At 54.1% G+C, this 13,243-nt stretch carries 11 protein-coding genes; 9 read left to right on the top strand and 2 right to left on the bottom strand.

Annotated features, from left to right (window positions below; all coding sequences use genetic code 11):
• Positions 1-129: 129 nt before the first annotated feature.
• The 4 genes from HMPREF1141_RS04425 to HMPREF1141_RS04410 all read left to right on the top strand — a co-directional run bounded on the left by HMPREF1141_RS04425 (position 130) and on the right by HMPREF1141_RS04410 (position 6,057).
• On the top strand, positions 130-2,091 hold the full coding sequence (locus HMPREF1141_RS04425; RefSeq protein WP_009061488.1) for a DUF5107 domain-containing protein: 1,962 nt from the start codon (positions 130-132) through the stop codon (positions 2,089-2,091).
• A gap of 339 nt (positions 2,092-2,430) precedes the next feature.
• Positions 2,431-2,841 carry an Rrf2 family transcriptional regulator gene (locus HMPREF1141_RS04420; protein ID WP_009061480.1) on the top strand — a complete coding sequence of 137 codons (411 nt, stop codon included), beginning with the start codon at positions 2,431-2,433 and terminating at the stop codon, positions 2,839-2,841.
• A 63-nt stretch (positions 2,842-2,904) separates the two neighbouring features.
• Positions 2,905-4,815, top strand: a complete 1,911-nt coding sequence (locus HMPREF1141_RS17065) for an acyl-CoA dehydrogenase family protein (protein ID WP_009061498.1) — start codon at positions 2,905-2,907, stop codon at positions 4,813-4,815.
• Between the two features lie 21 nt (positions 4,816-4,836).
• Positions 4,837-6,057, top strand: a complete 1,221-nt coding sequence (locus HMPREF1141_RS04410; protein WP_009061472.1) for an FprA family A-type flavoprotein — start codon at positions 4,837-4,839, stop codon at positions 6,055-6,057.
• 398 nt (positions 6,058-6,455) lie between these two features.
• Here HMPREF1141_RS04410 and HMPREF1141_RS04405 read toward each other — a convergent pair whose 3' ends face one another.
• Together HMPREF1141_RS04405 and HMPREF1141_RS04400 are read right to left on the bottom strand one after the other, a co-directional pair.
• Positions 6,456-7,883, bottom strand: a complete 1,428-nt coding sequence (locus HMPREF1141_RS04405) for a flotillin family protein (RefSeq protein WP_009061496.1) — start codon at positions 7,881-7,883, stop codon at positions 6,456-6,458.
• 40 nt (positions 7,884-7,923) lie between these two features.
• Positions 7,924-8,619 carry a hypothetical protein gene (locus HMPREF1141_RS04400; protein ID WP_009061522.1) on the bottom strand — a complete coding sequence of 232 codons (696 nt, stop codon included), beginning with the start codon at positions 8,617-8,619 and terminating at the stop codon, positions 7,924-7,926.
• Positions 8,620-8,806: 187 nt separating this feature from the next.
• Here HMPREF1141_RS04400 and HMPREF1141_RS04395 point away from each other — a divergent pair, with 187 nt between their 5' ends.
• The 5 genes from HMPREF1141_RS04395 to tnpA all read left to right on the top strand — a co-directional run bounded on the left by HMPREF1141_RS04395 (position 8,807) and on the right by tnpA (position 13,137).
• Positions 8,807-9,295: a helix-turn-helix transcriptional regulator gene (locus HMPREF1141_RS04395; RefSeq protein WP_009061486.1), complete on the top strand. Its 489-nt coding sequence runs from the start codon at positions 8,807-8,809 to the stop codon at positions 9,293-9,295.
• A 442-nt stretch (positions 9,296-9,737) separates the two neighbouring features.
• Positions 9,738-10,745 carry a type II CAAX endopeptidase family protein gene (locus tag HMPREF1141_RS04390; protein ID WP_009061509.1) on the top strand — a complete coding sequence of 336 codons (1,008 nt, stop codon included), beginning with the start codon at positions 9,738-9,740 and terminating at the stop codon, positions 10,743-10,745.
• Position 10,746: 1 nt separating this feature from the next.
• Positions 10,747-11,262 (top strand): tRNA adenosine(34) deaminase TadA, encoded by a 516-nt coding sequence (gene tadA / locus HMPREF1141_RS04385; RefSeq protein WP_009061460.1) that lies wholly within the window; start codon positions 10,747-10,749, stop codon positions 11,260-11,262.
• Between the two features lie 161 nt (positions 11,263-11,423).
• Positions 11,424-12,422, top strand: a complete 999-nt coding sequence (locus HMPREF1141_RS04380; RefSeq protein ID WP_009061471.1) for a choloylglycine hydrolase family protein — start codon at positions 11,424-11,426, stop codon at positions 12,420-12,422.
• Positions 12,423-12,672: 250 nt separating this feature from the next.
• The gene (gene tnpA / locus HMPREF1141_RS04375) at positions 12,673-13,137 is read left to right on the top strand and encodes an IS200/IS605 family transposase (protein WP_035316352.1); all 465 of its coding nucleotides are present in this window, start codon (positions 12,673-12,675) and stop codon (positions 13,135-13,137) included.
• Positions 13,138-13,243: the final 106 nt, after the last annotated feature.

Below are 13,243 nucleotides of genomic sequence, written 5' to 3'. Positions count from 1 at the left end.
CCATAAATGTAAATATTTTATATTTATCCTGAACAGTAAGGAGGTGATACCCATGTGCTAACTTCTTGTAAACTCAGAGACGCCTAGTTGAATGAAGCTAGAGACAAAAGAAAGGAAGCGTGAAAAATCATGAAATCGTGGCTTAAAAAACTGTCTGTTTTAGCAGTCGCCCTGACGATGGTGTTTTCCACCACAAGTGTGGCTCTCGCTGCTGATGCCAAAGAAAGCTCTTCTCTGACGCTATATGATTCCACCACCACTTTCCGCCATTTTGACTTTACATTGAACGCTGACAACTCCTTTCAGACAGGGAATCCTTCCAGCATTGTCAACCAGGTTTTGAACACCAAAGTCATTGAGAACTCCTATATTAAGGCTACGTTCCTGCCGGATTACGGCGCGAGGCTGATTTCCCTGATTTACAAGCCGACCGGGAAAGAGCTTTTGTACCAGAACCCCGTCGGAACGCCTTATGGGATCAACGAATACAATTTTTACTACAACTGGCTGATGGTTTACGGCGGAATCATGCCGACCTTCTCGGAGCCTGAGCACGGAAAATACTGGCTGACTCCCTGGAGCTACCAGGTCGTCGCACAGGATTCCGAAAAAATTTCGATTCAGATGACAAAAACCGACGATGTTAATTTTGCAGCGACCCCCGGCAAGTTCGATAACGGCGCGACCGGCATCACCTGCAAGGTAACGTATACGGTTTACGCGGACAAGCCGACCGTAGAAATGAAGGTCAATCTGAAGAACAACAAGAATCAGGCTGTCAAATATGAATACTGGACCTGCAACACGCTGGCGCCAGGTTCCACCCCCGGCAACACCGTCGGCTCCTCCTCCATGGAGATCGTAGCCCCGATGACCGAGGTAAAGAGCAAAGATGACTGGTGGCCCTGGATGGCTACCGTGGACGATGCGGTAGACGCTTCGAATCACATCTTTAAGTTTGACAACCTCGCGCATTTCTCGAATTGGGACGACATGGGCATTGCCTATGCGAACGATCTTTCCGACAACTGGTGGGGCGTCATCAACCACGATAATGAGCAGGGAATCCTGCGCATCGCCGACAATGCCAACGCCACACCCGGCATGAAACTCTGGACCTGGGGACATGACCAGAGCTACGCCGTTAACCCGGAAACCTCTTATGGCAATTCCGCACGTCCTTATATCGAACTGTGGGGCGGCAACTCCTTTGAGTTCTTTGCCGACGCAACCCTGCAGCCCCTTGAGGAAAAAGAGTGGACAGAATATTATACTCCTACCGTAGGGCTCAGCCAGGTTACCAAGGCGAATCAGAACGCCGCAGCTTACCTGACCAAGAGCACCTCGGGCACGCAGGCCACCTTCGACGCAAAGGTCAACACTACCCTGCCGGGGAAAACGATCCGCGCGACAATGAAGCTGGTCGGCAGCACCAATTACACTCTTCTGGACACCACCTTTACCGCTCAGGCAAACAATGCACAGACGCTGACCGCAAACGCTGATCTGAACAACATCGCGGCCGGAAGCTACACCTATCAGCTTGAGCTGAAGGATTCCTCCAATCAGGTTCTGCTCGTCGCCTCCATTCCCTTCACCAAATCCGGCGGCGGCACCTCTCCCGATCTGCCCAGCGCGACCTGGCATCTGTACAACCAGAACGTCAGCGGCACTTCTCCCAGCGGCCAGAACCTGCAGACCACCAACAGCGGACTCACCGGCTGGCAGCCGATCCGTGAAATCACCTCTGCTCCCGCTTATTGGTACAGCCCCGAGTTAAACGGCGCGTATGCTGCCGGAAACTGGGACTTCACCCTTTGGAGCTCCGCGCCCGCGGGTGCCTCTAATGTGACCGTGGAACTGTATAAGACAGATCTCAACGGCGGGAACGCCACACTGATCGGTTCACAGACCAAAGACGTCTCCCTTACGGGCACCGGGAACCATCCGTCTCAATACACCTTCAGCAACGTCGGCAAAACGACATTCTCCGGCCAGCGCCTGATGGTGAAAATCACAAAAGCCTCCGGTGCATCTGTCACGATGGCCTACAATACCAACGACTTCCCAACCCGGCTTGTCACCCCGTAACGCGGGAACAGCGGTGAGGAAAGTTCCACCTTCCGCTGAACCGCCGCACTGAGTTCTTCCTAATGCCGGCCGGTCTCATTCAAAATGGGGCCGGCCGGCATTTTTTGCAAATCGCTGTGCGAGTCCGCCTCCTATCTCCATTTTACCACCCCGATTCCTGCCAAGATTCTCGAAATACGGGGATCCATTTCCCCGGAAAGGACACACATATTGCTTTATTTGTAATAAATAGATAAAATTTTGAAAAATGATATCTGCAAAAACAGCTTTTTCCTTAAATTAATCTTGACAAAAATTATCCAGTTTGCTAGAATGCAGACAGAAAGTGGAGGTGGCACCTTGCTCATCACAAAAGAGACCGACTATGCATTGCGAATTCTGCGCGCATTGGCAGGCGGCGATCGTCTGACTGCCTCAGAGCTGGCCGCAAATGAGCAGATCCCCCAACAGTTTGCCTATAAAATATTGAAAAAGCTCCACAAAGCGGGCTTTGTTCAAATCGCGCGCGGGGCCGACGGCGGCTGTACCCTGGACGCCGACCTCAGCAGCGTCACGCTGTTCCAGCTCATCCGTGCAATGGAACGGGACGCCACCGTGAGCGCCTGCACCGCTCCCGGCTACGAGTGCCAGTGGCGGCGCGCGCACGGGGGCGAGATCTGCAAGGCACACATCCATCTTGCGCAGATTCAGCAGGCAATCAACCGCGAGCTGGATTCCCATGCCCTGAAAGATATTTTATTTGGCAGCTGACCCTTCCCTCTCTTACCGTCAGCAAAACTCTAACGATACACAGTCGCAAAAGGAGGAAGCAATATGTTATTCAAGACCACACAGCAGCACGAGGAACTCCGGGCGAAGGTCCGGAACTTTGCAGAGGAGAAAGTCAAACCCCTGACCTTCCTGCTGGACAAGGAAAATGAATTCCCGGCGGAAGCAGTCGCCGAGCTGGGAAAAATGGGACTGCTGGGCATCCCTTACCCCAAGGAATGGGGCGGCCTGGGACTGGATATCATCAGCTATGCCATCGCCGTAGAAGAGCTCTCCCGCATAGACGGCGGAACCGGAGTTATTCTTTCGGCACATACCTCTTTAGGCACATGGCCTATTTTCGCCTTCGGCACCGAAGCCCAGAAGAAAAAGTACTTAATCCCGTTATGTAAGGGCGAAAAGCTCGGCGCCTTCGGACTCACAGAGCCGAACGCGGGCTCGGATGCCGGCGGAACGGAAACCACCGCCGTAGATAAGGGCGATTATTACCTGCTCAACGGCGGCAAGATTTTCATCACGAACGCCCCCAAGGCAGATACTTACGTGGTCTTTGCAGTGACCACCCCCGACATTGGTACACACGGAATTTCGGCCTTCATTGTAGAAAAGGGCTGGAAGGGCTTTGAATTCGGCGATCATTACGACAAGATGGGCATCCGCTCCTCCTCCACCGCTGAGCTGATTTTCAACGACGTAAAGGTTCCCAAAGAGAACCTTCTCGGCAAAGAGGGCGACGGCTTTAAAATCGCGATGGCCACGCTCGACGGCGGCCGTATCGGCATCGCCTCTCAGGCGCTTGGCATCGCGCAGGGCGCGTTCGAGCAGGCGGTGGATTACGCCAAAGAGCGCGTTCAGTTCGGCAAGCCCATCGGCTTCCAGCAGGCCATCTCTTTCAAGCTTTCTGATATGGCAACCAAGCTGCGCTGTGCGCGGCTGCTGATCTACTCCGCCGCAGAGATGAAGGAAAACCACGAGCCTTACGGCATGGAGTCGGCCATGGCCAAGCAATATGCCTCCGACATTGCGCTTGAAGTCACAAACGACGCGCTCCAGATTTTCGGCGGCACCGGCTACCTGAAGGGTATGGAAGTGGAGCGGATGTACCGCGACGCCAAGATCACCACTATTTACGAGGGTACCAACGAGATTCAGCGCGTCGTCATCGCGTCCCACATTCTGGGCAAGCCGCCGAAAAAAGCCGGCGGGGCCGACCGCCGCATGCAGAAGCCCGCTCCCATCACCGGCGTGCGCAAAAAGGTACTGTTCCGCGAGGGCGACTCCAAAGAGCAGGTGCAGGCGTTGGCGGAAGCCCTGAAAAAGGACGGCTTCGACTTTACAGTCGGCATTCCGATGGATACCCCCATTGCCAGAGCGGAGCGCGTTGTTTCCGCCGGCAAGGGCATCGGCGACAAGAAGAACATGAAGCTGATTGAAAACCTGGCCAGGGCCGCGGGAGCCGCCGTCGGTTCTTCCCGCCCGGTCGCGGAAACGCTCAAATATGTTCCGCTCAACCGCTATGTCGGCATGTCCGGCCAGAAGTTCACCGGCAACCTGTACATTGCCTGCGGCATTTCAGGCGCGACTCAGCACCTGAAGGGCATCAAAGACGCCTCGATCATTGTGGCGATCAACAAGAACGCCAACGCTCCCATTTTCAAAAACTGCGACTACGGCATCGTCGGCGATGTCAACGAGATCCTGCCCCTGCTGGCCGAGGCCCTCGGCACCGCTGAAAAGCAGCCGGCCCCGCCCATGATAAAGATGAAGCGCCCGCAAATGCCAAGACCCGAACCCATCGGCCCCCGCTACGTCTGCAGCGGCTGCGGCTACGAGTATGTGCCGGAGCTGGGCGATGAGGAAAGCGAAATCGCACCCGGCACCCTGTTCCAGAACCTGCCGGAGGATTGGGTCTGCCCCGAGTGCGCCGAGCCGAAGGATCAGTTTATTGAGGCATAATGTCAGAGGGAGGAAAAATTTATGTATTGCGTCAGAAATGTAACCGAAGATTTATACTGGGTCGGGGCCAACGATCACCGGCTCGCCCTGTTTGAAAATGCATATCCCATCCCCAGAGGCGTTACCTACAATTCGTATCTTCTGCTGGATGAAAAAACCGTGATGTTCGATACGGTGGACTGGTCCGCCTGCCGCCAGCTGGTAGAAAATGCGCAGCATGTGCTGAAGGGCCGCCCGCTGGATTACCTCGTCATCAACCATCTGGAGCCGGACCACGCCGCTTCCATCGATGAAATCCTGCTCCGCTGGCCGGATGTAACGCTGATCAGCAACGAAAAGGCGTTCATGCTGATGCGTCAGTTCGGGTTCCACGTGGATTCCCACAAGATCATCGAGGTAAACGAAGGCGACACTTTCAGCTTCGGCAAGCACACCGTCACCTTTGTATTCGCGCCTATGGTGCACTGGCCCGAGGTCATGGTCACGTTCGATACCACCAACGGCGTTCTGTTCTCCGCCGATGCGTTCGGCACCTTCGGCACTCTGGACGGAAAGCTCTTCGCGGACGAGGTCAACTTTGACCGCGACTGGCTGGACGATGCCCGCCGGTACCTGACGAACATCGTCGGCAAATACGGCCCGCACATTCAGCTGCTGCTGAAAAAGGCCGGCGGGATACTTGACCAGATCAAATACATCTGCCCGCTGCACGGCCCCGTGTGGCGTAAGGATTTGATGTACTTTATTCAGAAATACGATATTTGGAGCCGCTATGAGCCGGAGGAGAAAGGCATTCTGGTCGTCTATGCCTCCATGTACGGCAACACCGAATCCGCCGCACAGGCGCTGGCTGCAAGGCTGTGCGACAAGGGCATGACAAACGTCGCGCTGTACGACGTTTCCTCTACCAACGTGTCTCAGCTGATCTCCGAAACCTTTAAATACAGCCATCTGGTGCTGGCCTCCGTCACCTATAACCTGGGTATTTACCCTGCCATGCACAACTACCTGCTGGATATGAAGGCTCTGAACGTGCAGAAGCGCACCGTCGCCATTGTTGAAAACGGCTCCTGGGCCTGCAAGTCCGGCGATCTGATGCAGAAGTTCCTCACGGAAGAAATGAAGGATATGACCGTGCTCAATGAGCGCGTCAGCATGGCGTCTGCCCTTGGCGAGGATAAGGAAGTGGAGCTGGATACTCTGGTGGATGCGATTCTGGACTCCATGAATGAGAAAAAATAACCGATTACCCTGCGGTACGTCAGCTGCCACTCCCCTTGTTTTAACCGCCGCGCGGCTAAACTGGATGCTGACGCGTGCAGACTGATCCCGCAGCCGGATCGCCGGGCCTCTTGCCGGTACCCCTATCTTGGCAAGAACCCGGCGGTCTTTTTTATATTCACAGCAGCGATCGCACAGCGTGTCACCTTCCAATTTCACTTGTGCGCGCTCCTCCTGACCGCTCGTGTGTTACACTCACGGCAGGCCGAACCTGCGCGCGCAACGCATATTCCACCAGGGTGTGTAGCATCTTTATCGGCACGTAGAAAACCCTCCCATCGCAGCTTGTGTCCGCGACAGGAGGGTTTCATACAATAGGCCGGGGCTTTTGAGCCCCGGCCATATTTTAACATTCTCTATTATGAGGGGGTGGTCGTCATTTCTTCCTGTTTTTCTTCCGGGGCAGCCGGAGCGGCTTCACCAGCCGGCGTAGAATCTGTGCCGAGGAAGTTCGGCAATGTCATACCCGCCTGCTGGAACAGTTCGTTCATCGGCGGAATGGATTTCAGCATACCGGAGAGAAAATTGGCCGTGGTCGGGGAGCCGTTTTCTCCGCCCATGCTGTCCCATACGGTGACCTTGTCGATCTTGATATTCTTGATGGCGTCCACCTGAAGCTGCACCAGCTGCTCCAGCTTGTCGGCGATGATAAACTTGACCGCCGCATCCGGATCACCGCCTGCCGCACTGACAAGCTGCTGCATACCGGCTGCCTGTTTGGTCAGGATTTCCTCAACGCCTCTTGCCTGCGCCTCCATTCTGGCATAGATGGCGTCCGCCTCACCTCTGGCCTTACGGCGGGTTACCTCTGCCTCTGCTTCGGCCGCAATTTCCTTCTGCTGCTTGTCGATTTCGGCCTTTACGACGATATCTGCCTGCTGAGAAGCCCGAACCAGCTCGGCGCGCTGCTGCTCCGCGCGCTGCTGCGCACCGTAAGCCTCCTGCAGCGCCATAGCCGCCTGCACCTTTTCCGCAGCCGTTGCCTGGCGCAGTGCCTCGGCTTCCTTTTCGCGCCGGTTTGCATCCGATTGGGCAACCTCTATTTTTGCGTCGTTTTCACCCTGAATGGCAGTGGCATCCGCCGCAGCCACCTGAATGCGCTGATCCTTGAGGGCGTTTGCATGGCCGATTTCACCGTCGCGATTCTTTTCCGCCACGCTCTTTTTCGCGTCGTTAATGGCTTTGGCCGCCGCTTCCTTGCCCAGCGCATCAATATAGCCGGATTCATCGTTGATATCCGTCACGTTCACGTTGATGAGCCTCAGGCCGATTTTCTTCAGCTCGATCTCTACGTTATTCGACACCGCAAGCAAAAACTTGTCGCGGTCGGTATTGATCTCTTCTATGTCCATTGTCGCGATGATCAGACGCAGCTGACCGAAAATAATATCCTTCGCCAGCTCCTGAATCTCCACCAGCTTCAGTCCCAAAAGCCGCTCCGCCGCGTTTTGCATGATCCCCGGCTCTGTGGAAATGCCGACGGTAAAGCGCGAAGGCACATCCACCCGGATGTTCTGCTTGGACAGAGCGTTCTTCAGGTCAACATTAATGGAGATCGGCGTCAAATCCATATACTGGTACGCCTGAATGATGGGGATGATGAAAGCCGCGCCGCCGTGAATACATTTCGCGGACCGCATCTGCCCCGACGTGTCGTTCCCAACCTTTCCGTAAATGACCAGAACCTTGTCGGACGGGCATTTGCGGTAGCGTGAGAGCACACCGATCAAAGCGGCGAAAAGCACAACCACAATGATCGTAATTGCTACAATAATTTCAATTCCCATAAAAAGACCTCCCGATTTCTATATTTTCATATTGTTCCTGTCATTGCGCAGGATCAGAGGGCTCTTCCTCCTCCTGCTCCACAACAAGAACATTGTCCGCGCGAACATCCACTACCCGCACAAACGCCCCGCTCGGCAAACTGACCGCTCCGTCCGTGATGGCGGAGGCTTCGATAAAACGCTCCTGCACCGTCAGATTTACCTTTCCCTGCCCGGCTCCCCGCGCCGGAATCATCAGATACACCGTCGCCGTCTGCCCCAGGGCGTTGCGCATTTGCAGCGTCCCGTTCGAGGCCAGGCGCGCCGTCAGCTGAATGATCTTTGCCACGCCATACATGGCCAGCGCGCCCAGAACAGCGCCAATGAACACGGAAAGCGTTCCTGCTACGCCGGACTGATACGCAAGAATTGCCGTCCAGCTGAAAACAGCGAGAAACGCCACAATCCCTTCCAGCGTAAACAGGTGCAGCGCGCCCAAATCGCCGGGACTTCCGCCGTCCCCCGTGCCGGGGTCAGCAGAATCCAGCCCCGCATCCCCGCTGATGTCCACATCGAAATCGACCGAATCCCCAAGGCTGTCAAGGCCGGAGAGGTCATCCGGATTGATCCCCGGGCCGCTTTGGCCAAAGCCGACAATCGTCATCACGATCTGGATCAATAAAATAACGCTCGACGGCACGGCAATGCAGTATAATACCTGCGAAAGCAAATCCAGAGTTCCCCACCACTCCTGCATATTCCTCACCTCAACGTAAATGTAATTTACTTTTAGTATACCACTCCGGTGAATATGTGTCAATTGATTTTATCGTTATTCACAGCAGACCTTTTCGGATTTTTTGAGATATTCAGTTGAAAAACCGTAAAAAGATTGCTATACTGATGTAAATAAAATTTACGTACGCAGCACAGAGGTGACTGGGATGGATGCACAGAAACTTGGCCGAAAGATACGGGAAGCCCGCCTTGCCAAGCGCTTGACGCAGAGCGAGGTGGTCGGCGACTTTATTACACGCAATATGCTCAGCCAAATCGAAAGCGGCGCGGCGACCCCCTCCATGAAAACACTGGAGTATTTATCTAAGGTTCTGTCTGTTCCGATGAGCCAGCTCGTTCCGGGGGACGACCCCATTGAAACGCTGACGCAGGCGAAAACTGCCCTGGCGCAGGGGCAGGCGGAACGCGCCCTCTCTCTTGTGGGGGATTTCATTTACGATCTGCACGACGAAAGCGACGCGATTGCAGCCCGTGCCCACCTGATGCTGGCGCGACAGTTTGCGCAGCACCACGAATATGTATCTGCCGCCACGCACGCGCGCCTGGCAGCAGAACGCGCCCAGCGGGGCATTTACGCCTGTGCCGACGTTCGCGTGAGCGCGCTTTCGCTATTGGATGAAATAGAGCAGTCATAAGGGATGCCCCGCGCTGCCATCTGCAGACCGCACCTTTTGCATCTGTGGGCACGGTTTATAGCAGCCGCGGCTGCGCCCCCAAATTTCACCGCTGTGGTTCCAATTTGCTTTTTTATATGTTATAATTACTTCACACTGCACGCCGAAGCAGAGCTTCGGTCAGCTGAGAGAACATTGAAACATCCACCTTAGAGGGAATCATATTTTGTCTCACTCTAAGAAAGAAGAAACAGCCATAGGATATTCTAACAACCTCACACCGCAAATCAAGGCAAAGCCTTGGGTGGTTGAGTCGTCTCAGAAATCCGGGTAGAATTATCATCAATCGGTTTGATCATTGATGATAGCATCATTTTACTGATATCGATCCCGGGTACTGTTTCACGTCGGGTCCGCTATTCACCCCGCCGCGGGGTGTTTTGCATATTAAAGGAGAGTTAGCATGAATCAACCAGCCACCGGCTTCCCCACCGATTTCAGCCGGTACTCCGCCGGGCAGGAAAAGAAGGCTCTTCGCTGGGAGGCGAACCGCCTTTGCATTGTTTTAATTGCGATTCAGGCACTTGTGGCGGTTTTATCACTGCTGTCACGAATTTATCTGCGCGAGCTGGGCCTCATGGGTTACCCGCTCGATGCGTTTCAGGGAGTTCCTCCCATCCTGTACTTTTTGTCCTATGCGTCTTTGTATCTTGTCGGCCTCACGCTGCCGGTGCTCCTATATTGGGGAATTCGCCGTATTTCACCCGTACAAGCTTTGCCATTTGAGCCGGTTCGGCCCATGGCCGCCTTCTGGATGATTCTGTTCGGCGTAGGGGTCTGCACCACCGCAAACATTCCCTCCAGCATGGTGGTATCCTTTTTCAAGTCCATGGGGTACAGCGGCAACATACCCGATCTTCCCCTGAATGAGGATCCCTTCATTCAGGTACTGTTTTTTCTGACGCTGGCGGTGATTCCTCCCCTTACAGAGGAACTGATCTTCCGCGGCGCAATTTTAAGCGGACTGCGTCAGTTTGGCGATACAGCGGCAATTTTCGGCTCTGCGTTTCTGTTCGCGCTCTACCATGGCAATTTCGCTCAGATGGTGTTTGCGTTCCCGTGCGGCCTGGTGCTGGCATTCGCCGTCGTCAAAACCGGCAACCTGTGGGTAGCGGTTTTGATCCATTTCATCAATAATGGAACCTCGGTTCTGTTCCAGCTTTCTCAGTTTTATACCGATCAGGCGACCGCCTCTACCGCTTATACCATTTACTTTATCGGCTCAGCCTTGGCGGGTGTCGGGGCGCTGATTCTTCTGTCCCGCCGCAACAAAAGCTTGTTCCGGCTGGATAACTACAACTCCGCGCTTTCAACCTCGCAGAAATTTGTCACCACGCTGTGGAACCCGGGCGCCGTCGCTCTGATTCTGCTTTCACTGGTCAGCGCGGTTTACGTTCTGGAGACCTATTGACATGACAAATCTGGAACGCGATGAAAAAATGATGCGCCGTGCGCTCGAGCTGGCGCGGCAGGCCGCACTGGAGGGCGAAGTCCCCGTCGGCGCCGTTGTTGCGCGGGGGGATGAAATCATTGCGGAGGGTCGGAACCGCCGGGAAGCCTGCAAAAATGCCCTTTGCCATGCGGAGATTGAGGCGATCGACGCCGCGTGCCGCGCGCTTCATGGCTGGCGGCTGTGGGAATGCGATCTTTATGTCACCTTAGAGCCATGCCCCATGTGCACGGGCGCGATTCTGAACGCCCGAATTGCTCGGGTGATCTTCGGCGCCAGCGACCCCAAAGCCGGTTCCTGCGGCTCCATTGTCAATCTGTTTGATCTGCCGTACAACCACCATCCCCAGCTGGTATCCGGTGTTCTGCGCGAGGAATGCGGCGAAGTTCTCACAGAATTCTTTCAGCGGCTGCGCGACCAGCGGGCTGTGAAAAAGCCATCAGAACCGAAATCCCCCGCAAAAGATGGAACAGAATAATCACCGGGATGCCAAAGCCGGCGGATGAGGCTTCACATAAATTCCGCCCGCGGATTATAATGGCATCAGGGAACCCACAGTTACTAAAAAAACTCAAACCAGCAGCCTGCCATTTGCAGGCTGTGATTTTTATCTGATTGACGAGAGGATGGAAAGCCGATATGTGTACATCGATCACACTGCTGAATGCGCAGGGAGAAAACTTTTTTGGACGAACCATGGATTTTTCTTACGATATTGAGCCGGAGCTGTATGTGCTGCCGCGAAATTATGTGTGGAACGGCGCCTGTGGCGGTCAGAGAATGCACAATCTGTATGCCATCATTGGCGTAGGGCAGGAGGATGGCCCCCTGATGGCTTTTTATGACGGCGTGAATGAAAAAGGCTTCGCCGCAGCTTCTCTGTATTTTGCCGGGTACGCGGCATACGAAACAAAACCGATGCCGGGGAAAATGCCTGTGGCCTCGATGGACTTTCTCCATTACATGCTGGCAAACTGCACCTCTGTAGAGGATGTGGAAAAACTGGTTTCACAGGTTTCGATCATCGGCGTGCCGGACCCGGTGACAAATACGGCCGCCCCGCTTCACTGGATCGCCACAGACCGCAGCGGGAAAAGCGTTGTCGTCGAGCGCACAGAGCAGGGCACACGGGTATACCCAAACCCCATCGGCGTGATGGCAAACAGCCCGGAATTCCCGTGGCACATGACGAATTTAAAAACCTACGCGCAGGTATCGCCCCGGCAGGCGACGGAGAACCAGTGGGGGAATCTCACGTTAAAGCCGTTCGGCCAGGGTGCGGGAACCTCGCTTTTACCCGGCGGATACACCTCCCCCGAGCGCTTTGCGCGCGCGGCCTACCTGAAAACACACCTGCCCGTCCCACAGACCAAGGAAGAAACGGTAATGTCCTGCTTCCATGTGATGGAGAGCGTATCCATCCCGAAGGGCGCGGTGATCAGCAACCGCGAGACATTTGATTACACACGGTACACGGTATTTTTGAACACCAAGACCTGCGAGTATTATTTTAAAACGTATGAGAATTCACAGATTCACATGGCCAGCATGTGGGAGAATTACCGTGACGGAGAATCCCGAATCCGACTGGGGCGTTTGAGCCGTCCTGTTCAATTTGGAAAGGTTACTGTCGTTTAAACCGAATGCTCCTGGAGCTCATCCTCTAAACACACAATCCAAACATCTACAATCAGTAGAAAGGAAAGTGCTTTCAACCGCTTGTTAACAAATGGTTGAAAACACTTCCTTTTTGTAATACGAAAACCCCCGGCTATGCCGGGGAGTTCAAAAAAGCTTTAGCGGTGAGTATAGTAAAAAAACTCCTTTTGATATAATGAAGCTGCGGTCTGCCAACTGCAGCAAGACATATCAAAAGGAGGACATTCGCATGAAGACGAACGACATAGATAGTTTAAACCATACGAGCTGGAATTGCAAATACCATATCGTATTTGCACCCAAGTACCGTAGGAAAGTAGCATATGGAAATATGCGAGTGGAAATAGGAAAAATATTGAGGGAGTTGTGTAATTGGAAAGGAGTAGAAATTATACAAGCAGAGGTGTGTCTGGATCATATCCACATGCTGGTAAAGATACCACCGAAGATAAGTGTTTCAGGATTCGTGGGATTTCTCAAAGGAAAGAGCACACTGTTGATCTTTGAGAGACATGCAAATTTAAAATACAAGTATGGGAACCGGACATTCTGGTGCAGAGGATATTTTGTAGACACGGCAGGAAAGAATGACAAAGCAATTGCCGAGTATATCAAAAATCAGCTGGCAGAAGACCAGATTGAAGATCAGATGACGCTCAAAGAGTACGTCGACCCGTTTACGGGTAGCAAGTAACAAACCCTTGCAAGTGGCAGACCGTACCAGCGCCTTGAGGCGCCGCCAGAAAAACAGGGCTTTGCCCGCATATGAAGAACCCCCGGCTTTGCCGGGGGGTAACTAT

Origin of the sequence: Clostridium sp. MSTE9 (assembly GCF_000277625.1) — a bacterium.
GTDB classification, from domain to species: domain Bacteria; phylum Bacillota; class Clostridia; order Oscillospirales; family Acutalibacteraceae; genus Faecalispora; species Faecalispora jeddahensis.
This window is presented reverse-complemented; position numbering and strand designations above follow the sequence as displayed.